Origin of the sequence: Cupriavidus pampae (assembly GCF_914271485.1) — a bacterium.
Lineage (GTDB): Bacteria > Pseudomonadota > Gammaproteobacteria > Burkholderiales > Burkholderiaceae > Cupriavidus > Cupriavidus pampae.
The window spans coordinates 395,548-413,343 of sequence record NZ_CAJZAG010000005.1; the positions used below are offsets into that span (position 1 = coordinate 395,548).

General features: G+C 62.0%; 20 protein-coding genes. 10 read left to right on the top strand and 10 right to left on the bottom strand.

What is annotated here, in order from left to right; genetic code table 11:
• Positions 1-13: 13 nt before the first annotated feature.
• Both LDO41_RS14895 and LDO41_RS14900 read right to left on the bottom strand, forming a co-directional pair.
• Positions 14-1,006, bottom strand: coding sequence for an ABC transporter substrate-binding protein (locus LDO41_RS14895; protein WP_223989415.1), 993 nt, complete (start codon positions 1,004-1,006; stop codon positions 14-16).
• Between the two features lie 20 nt (positions 1,007-1,026).
• A complete protein-coding gene (locus LDO41_RS14900; protein WP_223989417.1) occupies positions 1,027-1,989 on the bottom strand; it encodes a LysR family transcriptional regulator in 963 nt (320 codons plus the stop codon).
• Between the two features lie 259 nt (positions 1,990-2,248).
• Between LDO41_RS14900 and LDO41_RS14905 the strand changes: the two genes are divergently transcribed.
• The 3 genes from LDO41_RS14905 to LDO41_RS14915 all read left to right on the top strand — a co-directional run bounded on the left by LDO41_RS14905 (position 2,249) and on the right by LDO41_RS14915 (position 4,178).
• Entirely contained in the window at positions 2,249-2,803 is a 555-nt protein-coding gene (locus tag LDO41_RS14905) for a hypothetical protein (RefSeq protein WP_223989419.1), read from the top strand.
• Between the two features lie 247 nt (positions 2,804-3,050).
• The gene (locus LDO41_RS14910) at positions 3,051-3,527 is read left to right on the top strand and encodes a nuclear transport factor 2 family protein (RefSeq protein WP_223989421.1); all 477 of its coding nucleotides are present in this window, start codon (positions 3,051-3,053) and stop codon (positions 3,525-3,527) included.
• Positions 3,528-3,584: 57 nt separating this feature from the next.
• Complete coding sequence (locus tag LDO41_RS14915; protein WP_223989423.1) at positions 3,585-4,178, top strand: TetR/AcrR family transcriptional regulator; 594 nt, start codon at positions 3,585-3,587, stop codon at positions 4,176-4,178.
• Between the two features lie 12 nt (positions 4,179-4,190).
• Here LDO41_RS14915 and LDO41_RS14920 read toward each other — a convergent pair whose 3' ends face one another.
• Positions 4,191-4,541: a DUF1330 domain-containing protein gene (locus LDO41_RS14920; RefSeq protein WP_223989425.1), complete on the bottom strand. Its 351-nt coding sequence runs from the start codon at positions 4,539-4,541 to the stop codon at positions 4,191-4,193.
• 196 nt (positions 4,542-4,737) lie between these two features.
• Here LDO41_RS14920 and LDO41_RS14925 point away from each other — a divergent pair, with 196 nt between their 5' ends.
• Positions 4,738-5,541 carry an SDR family NAD(P)-dependent oxidoreductase gene (locus LDO41_RS14925; protein ID WP_223989427.1) on the top strand — a complete coding sequence of 268 codons (804 nt, stop codon included), beginning with the start codon at positions 4,738-4,740 and terminating at the stop codon, positions 5,539-5,541.
• Positions 5,542-5,554: 13 nt separating this feature from the next.
• On the top strand, positions 5,555-6,667 hold the full coding sequence (locus tag LDO41_RS14930; protein WP_223989429.1) for an NADH:flavin oxidoreductase: 1,113 nt from the start codon (positions 5,555-5,557) through the stop codon (positions 6,665-6,667).
• A gap of 31 nt (positions 6,668-6,698) precedes the next feature.
• Here LDO41_RS14930 and eno read toward each other — a convergent pair whose 3' ends face one another.
• Positions 6,699-7,991 (bottom strand): phosphopyruvate hydratase, encoded by a 1,293-nt coding sequence (gene eno, locus LDO41_RS14935; protein WP_223989431.1) that lies wholly within the window; start codon positions 7,989-7,991, stop codon positions 6,699-6,701.
• A gap of 110 nt (positions 7,992-8,101) precedes the next feature.
• Between eno and LDO41_RS14940 the strand changes: the two genes are divergently transcribed.
• From LDO41_RS14940 to LDO41_RS14960, 5 genes are all read left to right on the top strand, one after another.
• Complete coding sequence (locus LDO41_RS14940) at positions 8,102-8,968, top strand: LysR substrate-binding domain-containing protein (RefSeq protein WP_223989433.1); 867 nt, start codon at positions 8,102-8,104, stop codon at positions 8,966-8,968.
• Positions 8,969-9,037: 69 nt separating this feature from the next.
• Positions 9,038-9,937, top strand: coding sequence for a helix-turn-helix domain-containing protein (locus LDO41_RS14945; protein WP_223989435.1), 900 nt, complete (start codon positions 9,038-9,040; stop codon positions 9,935-9,937).
• 136 nt (positions 9,938-10,073) lie between these two features.
• Entirely contained in the window at positions 10,074-11,048 is a 975-nt protein-coding gene (locus LDO41_RS14950) for a Bug family tripartite tricarboxylate transporter substrate binding protein (protein WP_223989437.1), read from the top strand.
• Positions 11,049-11,087: 39 nt separating this feature from the next.
• Complete coding sequence (locus LDO41_RS14955) at positions 11,088-11,405, top strand: NIPSNAP family protein (protein WP_223989438.1); 318 nt, start codon at positions 11,088-11,090, stop codon at positions 11,403-11,405.
• Between the two features lie 170 nt (positions 11,406-11,575).
• Positions 11,576-11,998 carry a VOC family protein gene (locus LDO41_RS14960; RefSeq protein WP_223989440.1) on the top strand — a complete coding sequence of 141 codons (423 nt, stop codon included), beginning with the start codon at positions 11,576-11,578 and terminating at the stop codon, positions 11,996-11,998.
• Positions 11,999-12,312: 314 nt separating this feature from the next.
• Here LDO41_RS14960 and LDO41_RS14965 read toward each other — a convergent pair whose 3' ends face one another.
• From LDO41_RS14965 to fumC, 6 genes are all read right to left on the bottom strand, one after another.
• Positions 12,313-12,807, bottom strand: coding sequence for a hypothetical protein (locus LDO41_RS14965; RefSeq protein WP_223989442.1), 495 nt, complete (start codon positions 12,805-12,807; stop codon positions 12,313-12,315).
• Positions 12,808-12,816: 9 nt separating this feature from the next.
• Complete coding sequence (locus LDO41_RS14970) at positions 12,817-12,975, bottom strand: hypothetical protein (protein ID WP_223989444.1); 159 nt, start codon at positions 12,973-12,975, stop codon at positions 12,817-12,819.
• 124 nt (positions 12,976-13,099) lie between these two features.
• Positions 13,100-14,596: a malate dehydrogenase (quinone) gene (mqo, locus tag LDO41_RS14975; RefSeq protein ID WP_223989446.1), complete on the bottom strand. Its 1,497-nt coding sequence runs from the start codon at positions 14,594-14,596 to the stop codon at positions 13,100-13,102.
• Positions 14,593-14,991 (bottom strand): cupin domain-containing protein, encoded by a 399-nt coding sequence (locus tag LDO41_RS14980; RefSeq protein WP_223989448.1) that lies wholly within the window; start codon positions 14,989-14,991, stop codon positions 14,593-14,595. Before LDO41_RS14980 ends, mqo begins: the two co-directional genes overlap by 4 nt.
• Positions 14,988-16,271: a threonine/serine exporter family protein gene (locus tag LDO41_RS14985; RefSeq protein WP_223989450.1), complete on the bottom strand. Its 1,284-nt coding sequence runs from the start codon at positions 16,269-16,271 to the stop codon at positions 14,988-14,990. The genes LDO41_RS14980 and LDO41_RS14985 overlap by 4 nt, the downstream gene beginning before the upstream one ends.
• Positions 16,252-17,646: a class II fumarate hydratase gene (gene fumC, locus LDO41_RS14990; RefSeq protein ID WP_223989452.1), complete on the bottom strand. Its 1,395-nt coding sequence runs from the start codon at positions 17,644-17,646 to the stop codon at positions 16,252-16,254. Before fumC ends, LDO41_RS14985 begins: the two co-directional genes overlap by 20 nt.
• Between the last annotated feature and the right edge of the window lie 150 nt (positions 17,647-17,796).

Below are 17,796 nucleotides of genomic sequence, written 5' to 3' on the forward strand. Positions count from 1 at the left end.
CCGTGTGTTGAGATCAGAGATAGGACGTGTCGATCCACTCGCGCACTGGCGGGGATTTGTCGAGCTGCTTGTGAGTCGCAAGCAGGTCGGACAGCTTCTGCAGGCCCGTCGCGAATTTCGAGTCGGCGGCAAGCAAGGCTTTCTGCTGCCCCAGGTCGTACCACGTTGCCTCTTTGATGGTGGAGACTTGATCCGCCATCGACAGGCCCGTCAGCTCGGTGAGGTACCACGCAGCTTCTTCGGGCTTGTCGCGTAGCATCACGGCCGCCTGGAAATACGTTTGCAGGAACTTGCGGACCGCCTCGGGTTGCTTCGTGGCGAAAGCGCGGCGAGCAACCAGCACGTCGGGGCCAGGCGTCACGCCAAACTGTTTGTACAGGCTGAAGCTCGTATCGTCGGCCAACAGCCTGACATCGGGCATCGCGCGGATCTTCGTGAAGTGCGGCGTCCAGGCGGCCGCCGCGTCCACCTGACGGCTCTGGAATGCGGCGGTCAGTTCGGGCGCCGGCACGTTGACGAGGTTGACGTCGCGCTCGGGATTCAGCCCAGCGCCGGTCAGCAGATCCAGCACCAGCAGATGCGCGCTCGATGCAAACGTGACGCCGATTTTTTTGCCCTTGAGGTCGCGTACCGATTGCACGTCGTTGCGGACGAACAAACCCTCGACCTTGCCAAAATCTTCGGCAGCGCCGATCACGGACAAATGCTTCGAACCGCGTGCCATCAGCGCCAGTGCGGAAACGATACCGGTGCCGGCGATATCGACGCCTCCCGACAGAAGGCCACCGAGCCGCGCGCTCGAGGTGCCGAACGACTGCCAATTCACCTCCAGCCCGTTGGCGGCAAACATGCCGCTCTTGATGCCGATATAGGCGGGATAGTGGCCAAGCCAGGCCGATCCGCCGTAGTTGATGACAGTCTTCTGCTGGGCATACGCCGTAGCGAGCGGCAATTCCAGGGCGCTCGCTGCCGCCGCCAGTAGGAAGTTCCGGCGTGTCATGGTCATGCTTGTCTCCTGCCTTTTATTTAATTGAGATGAACTTTGGCGCCCAGGCCAGGTACCAGGGCCCGGATCTCCGGGAACAGGACGTTCTCCAGGATCCGACGACTGCTTTGATAAAAATATTCAGCGGTTTCCTCGTATTCCCCCGCGCGGGAGATCTGATAGACCGTCCGCGTCAGTGCAGGCCCGCTGATCGGCAGCACATGGACGTCGTTGAGGTAGGCGCGGCTTTGCAGCAATACCAACGGACTGGTGATGGCCCAGCCAAGATCCGCGGCCACCATGGCCAGGACCACGTCGGACGCATCGATCTCCAGATGCCGTGCAGCCGTCACGCCGCACCGGCGCAGGTATCGCTCTGTCAGCGCACCGTAGTGCGAGCGCGTGCTGAAGCGAACGAGCGGCAGTTCGCGGGCGAGCACTTGCAGGTCACCGACGGGGAACTGGTCACGCCGGCATGCCGGAAGGACCAACTGGAATGGCTCGGTGAACAGCGGCCGGCGAACCAGCTTGTCCATGTCCTCCATTGGATCGGAGGTAATAATGATGTCGAGCTGACGCTGCAACAGCGCCTGAGCATGGCTATAGGCAAGACCGGACCACAGCAGGACCTGGTTGCCCTGGACAATCGCCTCCTTCACCGCCAACGGTCCGACCGTAGCCGCGTAGGAGTCGATCATGCCGATGCGGATAGCGGGACGTTGCGATTGATCGGCTTCGCGGACCTGCGCCAGCAAGCGGTCCATCTCATCGATGACACTGTGCGCGTTGCGCCGGAGTGCCAGCCCAGCCGAGGTGAGCTTCACCGGCCGGCGGCTACGATCCAGTACCTTCGTCCCTAAGATCTCCTCGATTTGCGCGATAGCCTGCGACACCGCCGACTGGGTCACGCCAAGCTTGCCTGCTGCGAGCGACACACTGCCCTCGGCAGCCACCGCATCGAATACGCGCAGCGAGCGGACGTCAAGGCGATACGATTCGTCCACAACTGTCTCCTCTGTTTCTTTTGAAGTGATACTAATGTAGTGGCCATTCTTGTCCAAGTTCAGCCGCACATCATTAGTGAAACTAATTCTATGCATAAAGTTGCCTTCTTTGACTGCCACTTCGCACCCGGCGGAGAGTGATTCGTAAGTACCGTCGCACGAGCGCTCCCCTTCCGAAGCGGGGTTCAGAATTTCGCCTCTAACGTCGATGGAAAGGTCTTAAGGCCGTCGGCTGGCCGCCCCGCTGGACAAGCAGGTCATGAAATTAAGAACAGAACTGGTAGCTTTGCTTGCATGCACGCTTGCGCTCAGCGCTTGCGTGACTAAATACCCCGAGCCCCAATCGGGAGACCGCGCCAGATTACGGATGGCAAGGACGGGCCCCTCGGAAAGCACCGAATTCAGCGTGTATCCCGCGTCGAATGTGCAATCTTGCTATCGGCAGGAAGTGGGACAGGGCGATCAACGCTTAGCATTGCTGGACAACCCCTTGGTTCACTACGACACCAATCTGGGAATACCCGGCAGAGACGCGAGCGGCAAAAGCCGGTCCACGGAAGCCTATATCCGCGCTGGCGAGCCGTTCTTGCTTTCGACCTTCATCATGGCGATGACGACTTCCACGATGTACCGCTGCAGCATCGGCGCGCTATGGACGCCCATACCAGGCGCAGACTATGAGGCCACGGTCGACTGGACATACCACGCATGCAAGCTCGTGGTTACGAAGATAGAGCCAGGCTCCGACAATGCTCCCGCCAAACTTCCTGTGGACGCGCGATACATCCGCCCCTGCAAGGACCCCGCGAAGTGAGTACATGGTTTCCCGCGGGCCAGTGATCAACATGTTCGGTGTCGGCTAGCTTCATTCACGAAGCCGACACCCAGGCATCCCGTGAGGCACCCACCGCCCGCGAAGAAAAATTCCTTCGGGCGATTCTCAAATCGTTTGGCGTCAGAGCAAGGCCACCGTATCCATCGCGCGACAGAATCAGAGCAGTTGTCATACGCAACTGCCGCGCGTGTGCTATGCGACGGCCACCCTACTTCACGGAGCTCTCATGTCTGAAAACACCCCAATTCCACCGTTCCCTCCCTTCACGCTCGAGACCGCCACGCAAAAGGTGCGCGCCGGTGAGAACGGCTGGAATTCGCGCAACCCGGAGAAAGTGTCCCTCGCCTATACGGTCGATAGCCGCTGGCGCAATCGCGCCGAGTTCATCACGGGGCGCGAGCAGATCGTGCCGTTTCTGCAACGCAAGTGGGATCGCGAGCTGGAATACCGTCTGATCAAGGAGCTGTGGGCGTTCACCGACAATCACATCGCCGTGCGGTTCGCTTACGAGTGGCATGACGATGCGGGCAACTGGTTCCGTTCGTTCGGCAACGAGAACTGGCAGTTCGCGGAGAACGGCCTGATGGCGGTGCGCCATGCGTGCATCAACGATGTGCCGATGAAGGAGGCCGACCGCAAGTTCTTCTGGCCCCTCGGTCAACGTCCCGAAGATCATCCAGGCCTCAGCAGCTTTGGCTTCTGAGTTTTTATGGCACGTTGAACTGACCTTAGTGGCGTACAATCATTACGATTGTCATAAATGATGCCCAACAAGGAGGGCTACGCCATGAAGGTCAGTCGAGAACGCGTTGCGCAGAACCGGGAGATGCTCCTGTCCGAAGCCTCGCGACTTTTTCGTGAGCGCGGATTCGAGAGCGTAACGGTTGCGGAAGTATCAGCCGCCGCCGGTCTGACGCATGGTGCCTTCTATAGCTACTTCGCGTCCAAGGAAGATCTCATCGCACAGACGTGCAACTACGTTCTGAACGATGAGGACGGGCAAGAGCACGCATCGCTGTTTGCATTCGCCAAGGAGTACCTGTCGAACGATCACCGCGAGAACCGCGGCGGCGGCTGCCTGTTTGCGGCGGTCGGCACGGAGACCGCGAGAACCTCCGAGGCCACGCGCGACATCATCACGGAGAAAGTGCGAGAGCAGATCGCCACCTTCGCCAAAAGCGCGCCCGGCGCGGGCCCACGCACGCGGCGTCGCGCCGCGATCGGCATGTGGGCGGCCATGATGGGCGCTGTGATGATTGCACGCACCGTCAACGATGAGGCACTTGCGAAAGAGATTACCTCCAGCACCATGAAGTGGTTGGAGGAGGCGGCCGACTTGCGGCCGCTGGAATAGCGCGACTCCTGCTCAGCCCTTGCTGAGTGCGTCGCGGATGCCTTCCGCGAAAGCCTTGATCGTGAAACCCTCCGGCAGCGAATCGATCAGGATGATGTCCGAGATCGCATTCTTGATGCGCAGCGGACGAATCGCCTGATACGCGGCCGAGTGATACCACGCGTTTGCCGCCTCGCGTGTCGGAAACTCCATCAGGACCACCGATCCCGGCCACGCGCCCTCCACCACATCCCCCGGCCCCTGCGCCAGCCACCGCCCGCCGAACGGCGCCACGGTAGCTTCGACTTGCTCGAGGTAAGAGAGGCCTGCGTCATTCGGAATGTCGCCCGGGATGCGCAGATGGTTGACGAGGTAGGTTGCCATGATCAGATTCCTTTGTTGGTAGCGATGAGTCGCGTCACCAATATAGGAATCCGTTTTACATGATGACAATCATACTTTCGAGTTAGGCAGCCACTGCTCTCGCATCCAAAGTCGTCCTTGACTTCAATCATTACGTACATCATGATAAATCCACAAACATGACAATCATCATGTTTAAGGAAGCGGGAGCAAACTCATGAATCACAAAGCAGGAAGCAAGGGCACGGCAGTCGTCACAGGTGCGTCCTCGGGTATCGGTATGGTCTACGCACAGCGTCTGGCAAAGCAAGGCTATGACCTGCTGCTGGTTGCACGCCGTCTCGGGCGGCTGGCAGAGCGTGCCCGCCAACTCTCCTCGCGCTATCGCATCAGCGCCAACTATCTTTCCGCAGATCTGACCAGAACGTCGGACCTGGAGCGGGTCATGAAGGTATTGGCGGAGGACAGCACGATTACGGCACTGATCAACAACGCCGGCGTGGCAACGCTGTCTGGCTTCAATGATGCTGAGCTCAGCAAGCATCAGACAATGAATGCGCTGAACGTGGAGGCCTTGGTCCGGCTTTCGTACGCCATCCTGCCCGTCTTCAAAAGGAAGAATCACGGCACCCTCGTCAACATCAGCTCGGTGCTGTCGCTGCACGCATACCCCATCAGTTCCGTCTACAGCGGCACCAAGGCATACGTGTCGAACTTCACGCGCGGCCTGCAGGAGGAAGTGGCCGGCACCAACGTCAGGGTGCAACTGGTCCTGCCAGGCGCGACCGACACCGAAATCTGGGACATCGCCGGCGTCCCGGCCTCTCACTTGCCTGTCGGCACCGTGATGACGGCAGAGGACGTGGTCGATGCCGCACTGTCCGGACTCGAGCAAGGCGAGACCATCACGATGCCATCCGTCGAAGACGTCGGACTTCTGCAGGCATACGAGGCCGCGCGCGAGAAACTTTTTCGCGCTTCGCAATCCGCCCGACCAGCTTCCCGCTATCGCATCTCCTGATCTTCTATCCACCATGAGCCAGCACACCAATCTGTTTTCGCCCTTCGCCATCCCAGGCCTTGAACTGAGCAACCGCGTCGTCATGGCGCCGATGACGCGTCGCGCGAGCCCTGGCGGGGTGCCCAGTGACGACGTTGCGGCGTATTACCGGCGCCGTGCCGAAGGGGGCGTTGGACTCATCATTACCGAGGGCACGACGATCGGGCGGCCGGCTGCATCGAGCGACGCAGCCATCCCGAACATTTACGCCGCCCAAAGCATCGCGGGATGGCTTCGGGTAGTGGAAGGCGTGCATGCCGTGGGAGGGAAGATCGCCGTACAGTTGTGGCATATGGGGATGCAACGCGCACCCGGCACCGGACCCAATCCGGACGCGCCGACCGAAGGCCCTTCCGCCGTGCCGGGTAACTCGCGCGCCATGACCGAAAGCGATATCGCCGACGTGATTGCCGCCTTCGCGGACGCCGCGCAAACCGCGCGCGCCATCGGCTTCGATGCCGTCGAGGTACACGGCGCCCACGGCTACCTGATCGATCAGTTCTTCTGGGACAAGACCAACGGTGTCCCCAGCAAATATGCCGGAAGCATCTCGGCGCGCACGCGGTTTGCAGCGGAAGTGGTCAGGGCGATTCGTTCGAAAGTGGGAAGCCAGTTCCCCATCTCCCTGCGCTTCTCCCAATGGAAAGTGCAGGACTACGGCGGACGTCTTGCCCAGTCACCAGCAGAGCTCGAAGCTTTTCTGCTGCCGCTCAAGGATGCGGGCGTCAACATCCTGCATGCGTCCACGCGCCGCTTCTGGGAGCCGGAGTTCGCAGGTTCGTCTCTCAATCTCGCCGGCTGGGCCAAGAAAATCACCGGACTGCCGACCATTACCGTGGGTTCCGTCGGACTGGAAGGCCCCGATTTCATGCACGCGCTACGTGCCCGTAACGGCGATGAGCAGTACGCCGAACACAAATCTGCTTCACTCGATGCACTGCTGCGTCGCCTCGATGACGGTGAGTTCGACCTGGTCGCCGTCGGGCGCGCACTGGCCGCGGATCCCGACTGGGTGTCGAAGATCAGGGACGGCGCTGACGACAGGATCCTGACCTTCGACCGTTCCGCGCTTGATGCATTGGTCTGATGCAACGCGGCTTACGTTGTCGCCGAATCACTCAACGCATGACACGCGGGAGCGGCATCTCGCCATAGCGCGCGCGATCGCCTAACGCACGCTCGATGCGCAACAATTCGTTGTACTTGGCCGTCCGGTCCGAGCGCGACAGGGAGCCGGTCTTGATCTGGCCGCAACCGGTCGCCACCGCAAGGTGGGCGATGGTCACGTCTTCGGTCTCTCCGGAGCGGTGCGACATCACCGCGGCGTAACCGCTTGCACGCGCGATCGCCATCGTGTCCAGCGTCTCGGTGAGGGTACCGATCTGGTTGGGCTTGATCAGGATCGCGTTAGCGACGCCCGCCTCGATGCCTTCGCGCAGCAGACGTGGATGCGTGCAGAACACGTCGTCGCCAACGAGTTGCGTCGTGCCGCCGAGGCGTGACGTCAGCCGTTGCCAACCCGTGGTGTCATGCTCGCCCATGCCATCTTCGATCGAACGAATCGGATAGCGCGACGTCAACGCCGCGAGATAGGCCACCTGTTCGTCGATCGAGCGCTCGACACCTTCGCCGCGATAGATATAGCGCCCGCCGTCGTACAGTTCGCTGGCCGCGGGGTCAATGGCAATGGCGATGTCGTCGCCGGCGCGGTAGCCTGCCCGCTCGATCGCCGCCACAACCAGATCCAACGCCTCCTCCGCAGTACGGAGGTCCGGCGCAAAGCCACCCTCGTCGCCGACGTTGGTATTGAAACCAGCCGCCGCGATCAGCCCACGCAGGGTATGAAAAACCTCGGCGGCCATACGAATGCCCTCGCCGAACGTCCGCGCGCCAACCGGAGCGATCATGAACTCCTGAAAGTCGAGCGCGTTGTCCGCATGCGCACCACCGTTGATGATATTGATCAGCGGTACCGGCAGGATGGCTTCGCTATCCGCAACCATCGTTCCGACATGCCGGTAGAACGGTACGCGCGCCGACGCGGCCGCGGCTTTCGCCACGGCAAGCGACACGCCCAGCAGCGCGTTGGCCCCGAGGCGCCCCTTGTTCGGCGTATCGTCGAGCGCGATCATGGTCAGGTCGATGGCACGCTGATCCATCGCATCCCGCCCCGCCAGAGCGCGTCCGATCTCGTCATTGACTGCCGCGACCGCCTGCAGAACGCCACGCCCCAGATAGCGCGTGGGGTCTCCATCGCGCAATTCCACGGCCTCGTTGGCGCCCGTCGACGCACCCGACGGCACCGTCGCGCGCCCAGTCGCGCCATCCGCGAGCGTGACTTCCACTTCCACGGTCGGGTTGCCCCGGCTATCCAGCACCTCGTACCCTACCACCGCATCTATCAAACTCATGAAAACCCCTTCGTGATGAAAATTGGCAACGGTGTCAGCGTACAAAGGTTTCGCCGCATGCAAAATCGAGTTATTTTCCTTTTTGGTTAGTTTTTCTCACGAATACCGCGATGCGCCATCTCCCACCCCTTTCTTCGCTGCCCGCGTTCGAGGCCACCGCCCGGACCGGCTCGGTGACGCGCGCCGCCGAGGCGCTGAACCGCACCCACGGCGCGATCAGTCACCAACTGCGGCAATTGCAGGAACACGCCGGCTGCGCATTGTTTGAACGAGACGGCACAGGCGTGCGCCTCAACGCGCAGGGTCACGCGCTGTTCAAGGTGGTACGGTCAGCATTCGATCAACTGGAGCAGGGCTACGCGCGCGTCGTCGATCAAGCTCGCGGCCCCACGCTGCACGTGGCATGCAGCGCAACCTTCGCCATGCGATGGCTGGTGCCCGCTCTCGTTGACTTCTATCGCGTACGGCCGGATATCCGGATTCGCCTCTCGATGACGTCGGCAAGGGAGATCCGCTCCGAAGGTGCCGATGTGCTGATCGCGTGGGATCTCTCGTCCTATCCCGCCGCGGAGCGCGAGCGTGCGATACCGCTGGCACCCGTCAGGTTTGGACCCGTGTGCGCCCCCGCCTATCGCCGCTCGGTGCGAACCGGCACGCGCATCACGCACGATTTCACCTCGAGCGCATGGGATCAATGGGAAGCTCTGACCGGCAAACAGATCGCACCCGCCCCCGGTCCAACCTTTCCGCACACGCATCTGTGTGTACAGGCCGCGCTCGCCGGCCTCGGCGTCGCCCTCGTCGAACGCCGGCTGGTACACGACGAGCTCGAGAGCGGCCGCCTGGTCGCGCCGTACGGCTTTACCGAGTTTCCGCAGGGATGGATGGCGATACCGGCCGCGCGCGACTTTCAGCCTGACCTGCAGCGCGACACCGATATCTTTATCGGATGGCTGCGGGAGCGACTCGCGGTCTGACGGCCGCCTCCAACTTTTACGATACGATGGCGCTTTCGCCCACGGCGCCTCTCGTCAGGAACCCCGCGCTTGCCCGACACCCTCCTTGCCAGCCCTTCCGCTGAGTTTCCCACCTTCGAGACTTCGGATTTCGCGGGCGAGGGGTCGTTTTATTTCGATCTCGTGCGGCTCGAGGATCGGGACGATATCCCGCGTGGCTTCCTGCATCGGCACAACTACTACCACCTGCTGTGGATGACGCGAGCCAGCGGCACGCATATGCTCGACTTCGCGCATTTCGACGTGCGTGACCATAGCGTGTTCTTTCTCTCGCCCGGCCAGGTCCACGCGTGGACGTCGTCGGTCAAGCCGTATGGTTACGTGCTGAACTTCAGCATCGACTTCTTCGCGCGTATGTTTCCGCGCGCCGACGACGTGGCGAAGTTTCCATTCTTCCATCCCACGCGTGGCAACAGCGCGCTCTACCTCACGCCGGACCAGCATGACGGCATGCTGCCGCTGCTCGACGAGATGGAACGTGAGGCCCGCGATCGCGCGCCGGGCTTTGCCGACGTAGTGCAGGCCTCCCTGCTGATTCTGCTGACACGCCTGCGCCGCCTGTGCCCCGACAACGAGCCTGCGGGCGGCGTGGGACCACATCAGGCGCTCACGCGCCGCTTCACCATGCTGGTGGACACGCACTACCTGACCTTCAGCACCATCGGTCTGTATGCGGAAGCGCTGGGCGTGAGCGAACGCCAGCTCAACGATGCGGTCAAGCGCACGCTGGCGCGCACGGCCAGCCAGGTCGTGCAGGAACGCGTGGTGCTGGAAGCCAAGCGCTGGCTCAGTAATACTGAGACGGGCATCGCCGAGATCGCGTTCCGCCTCAATATCGAGGACCCGGCCTATTTCGCGCGCTTCTTCAAGAAGCAGACCGGGCTCACCCCAGGCGATTTCCGCAAGAAATACTGCAGTCCGCTCGCCTGACGCGCGAAAAAGTCCAACCCAACGTCTGATCCGTCCTAACGCTGGTACGCCATCGCCGCGTAAAGTATCGTGCATTCGAGCAAACCGGGCCACACCCCGGGATTGCCATAAGAATACATAGGCACAGGAGACAGACATGTTCAAAGCCATCGCTCCGTTACGGAGCTTCGCCGTGGCCACTGCATTGGCCATCACCACGTTCAATGCGATGGCGGACTACCCCGATCGCCCCTTGCGCATCATCGTGCCGTTTGCCGCTGGTGGCGCCACCGACGTGATCGCACGCACCGTGGCGCAGGCCATGTCGACCCGACTGGGCCAATCGATCGTGGTGGAGAACAAGGCTGGCGCCAACGGCAATATCGGCGCGGTCTCGGCCGCGCGCTCGGCGCCGGACGGCTACACGCTGCTGATGGCCACCTCGAGCCACGCGATCAACGCCTCGCTTTACCAAAAGCTCGACTACAGCCTGACGAAGGATTTCGTGGGGCTGTCGAATCTGGCTTCGGTGCCCCTGCTGCTGGTGGTGAACCCCTCCGTGCCGGCAAAGTCAGTGAGTGAACTCGCCAGCTACGCCAAATCGAATGCGGGTCGCGTCAACTATGCATCGGGCGGCACCGGCACTGCATCCCACCTGGCCGGCGAGCAGTTCAGCACGCTGACCGGCGCGAAGATGACGCACGTCGCCTACAAGGGCGGCTCGCAGGCACTCAACGACGTGATGGGTGGGCAGGTACAGGTGATGTTCGCCAATCTGCCGGAAGTCCTGTCGCAGGTACAAGGTGGCAAGCTGCGCGCGCTGGCAGTTACCGGCACCAAGCGCCATGCCGCGTTGCCCGATGTGCCGGCGTTCTCGGAAACTGCTTACGCCGGCATGTCCGCACGTTCGTGGTTCGGCCTGTTTGTCCCCGCCGGCACGCCGCCCGCCGTGGTCGAGAAGCTCTCGCAGGCTATCGTCCAGAGCGTGGCCGATCCCGCCGTCAAGGAACGCCTGAAAGGCCTCGGTGCCGACCCCGTTGGCGATGACCAGGCCGCGTTCCAGAAATACGTGAATCAGGAAGTGGCGCGCTGGGCCGTGCTGGTCAAGCAATCCGGCGCCACAGTCGACTGATTCCGCTCAACATCCGCTACCTTCCGAGGACTGACACCCATGCTGTACGACGTTCGCACCTACACCTGCCGCCCCGGCACCATGAAGAAGCATCTGGCGCTGTATGCCGAGCATGGCTTCGCCACGCAGAGCCGCCACCTCGGCAAGCCGCTGGCCTACCTGCAAACCGATACTGGCAACGTCAACAGCTACACCCATATCTGGGTGTACGAGAGCGCGGCCGATCGCGAGGCCAAACGTCAGTCGCTGCAGAAGGACCCGGCGTGGGCCGAGTACCTGAAGCTGAGCGCCGAGGCCGCCTATATCGTCAGCCAGGAGAACAAGCTCATGACGCCGGTACCGTTTTTCAAGCCGTAATAGCGCCCCTCTCCCGCCGTTCCCGGTCATTGGACCGGCTGCAACGGCGGGCTTTTCCTTTGCCCAGAGACTGCCTCGGGCCTTGATGCGCTGAGATACGTGCAGGTGATTCACACCTTGGGGTGCTATACCGCTTCGGTACACTCACGACATCGCCTGCAGGAGCCGTCATGAAACCTCGCATCTCCGTCCTCACCCTCGGCGTCACCGACCTCGAGCGCGCCGTCCGCTTCTACCGCGATGGCCTGGGCTTGCCCACACAAGGCATCATCGGCCGCGAGTTCGAACATGGCGCGGTGGCGTTCTTCGAATTGCAGGGCGGCCTCAGACTGGCGCTATGGCCACGGGCTGATATCGCCTGGGACAGCGGCCTGCCACCCAGCCCACCCTGCCCCACCGCCTTCGCGCTCGGCCACAACGTATCGAGCAAGGCGGAAGTCGACGCGGTTCTGAAACAAGCCGAAGCCGCCGGCGGCACAATCACCAAGCACGCACACGATACGTTCTACGGCGGCTACGCGGGCTACTTCCAAGACCCAGACGGCAACCTATGGGAAGCCGCATGGAACCCGCAGTTCGAAGTTGGGGATTGACCGTAGCGATAAGCTCTGTGGATTCTATAGATCAATGAATGCCACGTGCAGGGCGGTCAATTCACTGGCCTGAAGAATCATGAGGTCACAGTTGACAGGATAAAAGACGCTCCTTCGTTACAGCGGGAGCGAAGGGCAAAGTCATGAGAAGACTGTCTCCTACGATGTTGCACGAAACAGAGTCATCGCTTTCAAACGAGGATCGCTTAACACCCGACAAGATAATCCGATCGAGCTGACCATCGTCTCTCAGCTCATAGTCCTCGAGAAGGCCGGTGTACAGGCTCGTCACTCCATTGACGGCAACGAATGCGCTAACTCAAGACGCCGAAGGTTTCAACACCCTTCTTGCGATCAATGCCGCTGAACAGGTAGTACCACGGGGCTTGCCGCCGAAAGTATCGGTGAAACCTGCTGGTAGTCCGATCTAGCCCCCACCGATGCACTACATGCTTTTGCAGGATCGCGGCAGCTAGGGCAAGTGCGTGAGTAGCAAGAAAGTACGACATGACCGGCAATGGATGCTCATTGAGCCATTGATATCGCACGTCGGGTACGCTACTCGCAGCGGCAGTTCCAGACAGCAGTCGCACCGCATCGCCGAGGTATAGCTGAAATCCCAGACCATAAGCACCGATGAGACCGATGACGCCATTCAGCACGGCGGCAAAGAAAACGGACTTCAGTACCGTTGTGCCAAACGGCGTCATGTCCGCCTGGCGCATCTCTCGCGCCTCGCTGAAATGGTGGTAGATGAAGCCAGGCGCGATGAGCAGGAACAAGACGATAGCAGGAAGCGCGACGTTCACGGTCTGTCCCTAGAACCCACCACGCGTCAGGGTAATCGTCACCTGTTGACCATATCGGTCCTTATAGGTGATGACTTGTCTTTCATGAAGCTTGGCGGTGGCCATAAACTCCCACAACGCCTTCAGGCCATTCGGGTCACTGCGCATCTTGCGAAGGCTGTCGCTCATCGGTACTTTCATTCTCATCATCAATCTCCGGTGAATTCGACAACACAGTGCCACCGCCACTTCCTCCCCACAATGGCGGAATCTTGATTCTGTAGACACTCACCGAAGCTTCCACTTACCAACCTCAGGCCACCTCCAACCCCAGCACCTTCGCCGTCGACGCGCGGATGGCGATGCATGCGTTGGCGTCGGTCTTCAGATCGATGCCGTACGTGGGAATGATGGCGCGCAGCTTGTCGGTCCATCCTCCCGTCGCCAACTCGTTGTCGAAGCACTTCTCCAGCACCTTCACCGCAATCGCCGCAGCCGTCGACGCGCCCGGCGATGCGCCCAACAGCGCGACCAGTGACTTATCCGCGCTGGCGACCAGTTCCGTGCCGAACTCCAGCGCGCCCGAGTGGTTCGGTTCTGGCTTGATGATCTGCACCCGCTGCCCTGCCACCGCTTCCTTCCAGTGCTCGCGCTGGGCCTGCGGATAAAAATCCTTGAGCGTGGCGAACTGGTGCGCGCTGGTCTGCAAGACCTGGCCGATCAGGTATTCGGCCAGCTGCAGGTTGTCGCGCGCCACCGCGAGCATCGGCAACACGTTGCCGGGCTCGATCGAGCGGAACAGGTCGAAGTACGAACCGTGCTTGAGGAACTTGCTCGAGAATCCCGCATAGGGGCCGAACAGCAACGACCGCTTGCCCTGCACGATGCGCGTATCCAGATGCGGTACCGACATCGGGGGCGAGCCATGCGCGGCCTTGCCGTAGACCTTGGCATGATGCCGCGCGCTGATCGCCTCGTCGTCGCAACGCAGCCAGATTCCGCTTACCGGGAAGCCACCATAACCATGCCCCTCCGGAATATTCGCGCGTTGCAGCAGATCGATCGCGCCCCCACCGGCACCGATGAACACGAACCGAGCGGTCAGTTCGCGCTTGCCGCCACTGGCTTCATCGTTGGCGGTCACCCGCCAGCGCCCGCCATCGGCATGCGCGATGCCAGTCACGCGATGCCGGTAATGCACCGCGAAACCTCCGCTCGCCTGCAGGTGCGCAACCAGCAGATGCGTGAGCGTCCCATAGTCGACGTCCGCGCCCGAATTGATGCGCGTGGCCGCAACCGGCTGTGCGTTATCGCGACCGGCCATGATCAACGGTGCCCACTCCTCGATCTGCGCGTGGTTCTCGCTATACGCCATGCCGTGATAACAGTGGTGCGCGGACATCGCCCTGAAGCGCGCACGCAGAAAGTCCACGTTCTCCTCACCCCAGACAAAGCTCATATGCGGACATGCGTGCAGGAACGCCTGCGGATCGGCAATGGCGCCCTTGCTCACAAGATACGACCACAATTGCCGCGAGAGATCGAACTCCGTATTGACCTCTAACGCCTCATGAATGTCGACGGTGCCATCCGCGCGCTGCGGCGTGTAGTTGAGCTCGCAGTTCGCGGCGTGGCCCGTGCCCGCGTTGTTCCACGCCTGCGAACTCTCCTGTCCGCAATCGTCGAGCGTCTCCAGCATGACAATGCTGAGCGATGGCTCGAGGTTCTTCAGCAACGTGCCAAACGTTGCGCTCATGATGCCGGCGCCAATCAGCACGACATCCGGGTTGTCGATATCGTTCTGGCTCATGATGCCTCGCTCGTTCCGGGCACGAACCGCAGGGGCGTGCCGTCCTGATAGACCACATAAGCGCGGCGCCACGGTTGATCGTCCATCAGCCGCCACTTGTGCCCCGATCCGCTGTTGTCCTGCGCCAGCAGGATGTCACCGGGGCGAATCACGAACGTCGCGCCCGACTTGGTCTCGAACTCGAGCGTGCCCGACAGCGTGATGACATAGCGCGGCACCGGGTCCTGATGCCAGGCATACGAACCGCCCGTGCGCGTTTCCTGAAACGACAACGCCGTCACGGCAACGGGCTGGCCCACCGCGTCACCGCGCGCGCCCTCCACGAGTTCCAGATGCCCTTCCTCGAATAGCGAGTTGCCGTCCTCGCCAGTCCACATGCGCACACAACGGATCATCTCGATACTCCTTTCGATTCGAACAGACGGTGAGGGGAACTGGGAAACGAAGCCAACGCGAGGCACAGCCCGGTGGCAATCGCCGTGGTCACCACGATGGCCGTCACGGCCAGACCCAGCGTGCTACCGATAACCGCCAGCGACGCGTGCTCGCCCGCATTCATCAATTGCAGGCCGCCAATCGCCGCGCGGAACGCATACGAGCCGGGAATCATCGCCACCACGCCCGGAAACGCGAACGTCACCGCTGGCACGCCAAGCCGATGCGCCAGCCCGCGCGCCAGCAGCGTGGCCGCGAAGGCACCGGCCAGCGACGCTGCCGCCAGTCCGATGCCCAATGTCTCGAGTCCAGTGCGCAGCCCATGTCCAACCATCGCGCAGACGACGCAGGCCCAGGCCATGCGCGGCGGCACGTTGAAGAGCAATGCATAGCCGGCTCCGGCGAGCGCCGAAAACAACAAGTCCTCGCCGATGCTCAGCATGGTCACCGGGCCATTCAACGGCAGGTTGTCGTCGAACAAGCCCGCGGCAAGCAGTAATCCCAGAGCAATCGCCAGCACCGTGACAGTGCCAGTCAGCAGCCGTGCGATGCCCACGCCAGCATGCCCTGACAACGTGTCGCGCACGCCGTTGAGCAGTGGCACGCCGGGGACGAGAATCATGCCGGCAGCCACCAGACAAAGCGTCGGCGGGATCCCGGGAAATAGCTTCATGCCAAGCGCGCCAACGCTGCCACCCACGAACGCGCAGACGGCCGCGCCCGCCACCGCATTGGTTTCGGAGCGCGCCAGGAGCATCCGTACCGCCTGCGTGACCATGCCCACTACCAGCGAGACCGCCACCACCTCCCACGCGCCGCCGAACAGCCGCGCCAACGCGGCAGCCGCCACGCCAACGCCGATAATTACGAGCCAATGGGGATAGCCGCGGCGCTCCCACGGCAGGCGCTCGTAGGCCACGGCATCGAACGCGGCAGGTCCATAGCGCAGCATGTCGGCCAGCACGGCGAGCGTACCGACATTGACGGCCGCACCGGTGAACGTTGCGCCCACCTTGGTGCGAAAGCCGCTGTCGTTCTCGAGCGTCAACACCAGCCCATCGACGCACACCAGCACATGCGCGCGATAGCCAAGACGCGCGGCCAGCGTGGCCATCGCTGCGCTGGTATGCGCGGCATCGGCACCGTTCGCCATCATCGAGCGGCCCATGCGCAACGCAATATGCGCTACCTGTGCGACGGCAACCCCATGCGTCTCTAGCTCAAGCCCCGGCGAGTCCATGGCCGACCATGTCGAGCGGCTTGATCGTGCGATCGAACAGGGCTTCGTCCACCTTGCCCGAAGCCAGCGCGGCCTGCTTGAGCGTGAGCCCCTCGGCGATGGCTGTCTCCGCGATATGCGCCGCATTCTGATAGCCAATCACCGGCGACAGCGCAGTCACCAGCATCACGCTGCCCTCAACGTACTGCTGGATCTTCTCGCGATTGATATCGGTGCCTTCCACCGAGTATTTGTGGAACTTGTCGCAACCGTCGGCGAGAATTCGTGCCGAATGCAGGAAATTGTTGATAATGACCGGCCGCATGGCATTGAGCTCGAAGTTGCCCTGGCTGCCGGCAAACGCCACGGCGGAGTCGTTGCCCATCACCTGCAGGCAGATCATCACCATGGCCTCGCACTGCGTGGGATTCACCTTGCCCGGCATGATCGACGAGCCCGGTTCGTTGTCGGGCAGCTTGAGCTCGCCCAACCCACAGCGCGGCCCCGACGCCAGCCAGCGCATATCGTTGGCGATCTTCATCAGCACCACCGCCAGATTGCGCAGCGTGCCATGCGCGCGCACCATGGCATCGAGCGAGCCCTGCGCGGCAAACTTGTTCGGCGCGGTGATAAACGGCTTGCCGGTCAGTTGCGCGATCTGCGCGGCCACGGCCTCGGAGAACCCCTTCGGCGCATTGAGCCCGGTGCCCACCGCGGTGCCTCCCACGGCCAGTTGATACAGCCCGCCACGACACCCCTCGATATCGACAATCGCATCGCGAATCTGCGCGGCCCAGCCGTGCCACTCCTGCCCCACCGTCAGCGGCACCGCATCTTCCAGATGCGTGCGGCCGATCTTGACCACGTCGCTCCATCCATCGGCCTTGCGCTCGATCAGGTCCGCCAGCTGGCTGACTTGCGGCACCAGCACGGTGTCGATCATCTCGATCGCGGCGATATGCATGGCCGTGGGAAACGTATCGTTCGACGACTGCCCCATGTTCACGTCGTCGTTGGGACCAACGGGCTCCTGCGTACCAAGCGTGCCGCCAAGCAACTGAATCGCACGATTGGAGATCACCTCGTTGACGTTCATATTGCTCTGGGTACCGGAGCCGGTTTGCCAGACATAGAGCGGATAGTGATCGTCGAGCTTGCCGGCGATCGTCTCGTCCGCCGCCCGCACGATGGCGTCTTTCTTCCATTCGGGCAAACGCCCCGCCGTGTGATTGACCAGCGCGCACGCCTTCTTGACGTATCCATACGCGTGATACACGGCCTTCGGCATACGATCGTCGCCAATCGCAAAGTGCTGCAACGAGCGTTGCGTCTGCGCCCCCCAGTAGCGGTCCGCGGCCACGGGCACCTCGCCCATGCTGTCGAACTCCCTTCGCATTCCTGTTTCATTCAGACCGATGGGTACATCGCGGACGACAGGCGTCGAAGGACTGGAGCTCATGATGGTTGCCTCCCAGCATTGAGAATCAGACGAAGCTTGAGTCTAGTACACCGCCGTCGTCACATCCACGTCGTGACTTCCCGTTTA

What these genes read in the sequence shown, in the direction of transcription:
- LDO41_RS14950 (WP_223989437.1), top strand. Translation starts at nt 10,074, where the DNA reads ATGTTCAAAGCCATCGCTCCGTTACGGAGCTTCGCCGTGGCCACTGCA.
- LDO41_RS14955 (WP_223989438.1), top strand. Translation starts at nt 11,088, where the DNA reads ATGCTGTACGACGTTCGCACCTACACCTGCCGCCCCGGCACCATGAAG.
- LDO41_RS14895 (WP_223989415.1), bottom strand. Translation starts at nt 1,006, where the DNA reads ATGACCATGACACGCCGGAACTTCCTACTGGCGGCGGCAGCGAGCGCC.
- LDO41_RS14940 (WP_223989433.1), top strand. Translation starts at nt 8,102, where the DNA reads ATGCGCCATCTCCCACCCCTTTCTTCGCTGCCCGCGTTCGAGGCCACC.
- LDO41_RS14970 (WP_223989444.1), bottom strand. Translation starts at nt 12,975, where the DNA reads ATGAGCGACAGCCTTCGCAAGATGCGCAGTGACCCGAATGGCCTGAAG.
- LDO41_RS14920 (WP_223989425.1), bottom strand. Translation starts at nt 4,541, where the DNA reads ATGGCAACCTACCTCGTCAACCATCTGCGCATCCCGGGCGACATTCCG.
- mqo (WP_223989446.1), bottom strand. Translation starts at nt 14,596, where the DNA reads ATGAGCCAGAACGATATCGACAACCCGGATGTCGTGCTGATTGGCGCC.
- LDO41_RS14915 (WP_223989423.1), top strand. Translation starts at nt 3,585, where the DNA reads ATGATGCCCAACAAGGAGGGCTACGCCATGAAGGTCAGTCGAGAACGC.
- LDO41_RS14930 (WP_223989429.1), top strand. Translation starts at nt 5,555, where the DNA reads ATGAGCCAGCACACCAATCTGTTTTCGCCCTTCGCCATCCCAGGCCTT.
- LDO41_RS14905 (WP_223989419.1), top strand. Translation starts at nt 2,249, where the DNA reads ATGAAATTAAGAACAGAACTGGTAGCTTTGCTTGCATGCACGCTTGCG.
- eno (WP_223989431.1), bottom strand. Translation starts at nt 7,991, where the DNA reads ATGAGTTTGATAGATGCGGTGGTAGGGTACGAGGTGCTGGATAGCCGG.
- LDO41_RS14980 (WP_223989448.1), bottom strand. Translation starts at nt 14,991, where the DNA reads ATGATCCGTTGTGTGCGCATGTGGACTGGCGAGGACGGCAACTCGCTA.
- LDO41_RS14960 (WP_223989440.1), top strand. Translation starts at nt 11,576, where the DNA reads ATGAAACCTCGCATCTCCGTCCTCACCCTCGGCGTCACCGACCTCGAG.
- LDO41_RS14910 (WP_223989421.1), top strand. Translation starts at nt 3,051, where the DNA reads ATGTCTGAAAACACCCCAATTCCACCGTTCCCTCCCTTCACGCTCGAG.
- LDO41_RS14925 (WP_223989427.1), top strand. Translation starts at nt 4,738, where the DNA reads ATGAATCACAAAGCAGGAAGCAAGGGCACGGCAGTCGTCACAGGTGCG.
- fumC (WP_223989452.1), bottom strand. Translation starts at nt 17,646, where the DNA reads ATGCGAAGGGAGTTCGACAGCATGGGCGAGGTGCCCGTGGCCGCGGAC.
- LDO41_RS14985 (WP_223989450.1), bottom strand. Translation starts at nt 16,271, where the DNA reads ATGGACTCGCCGGGGCTTGAGCTAGAGACGCATGGGGTTGCCGTCGCA.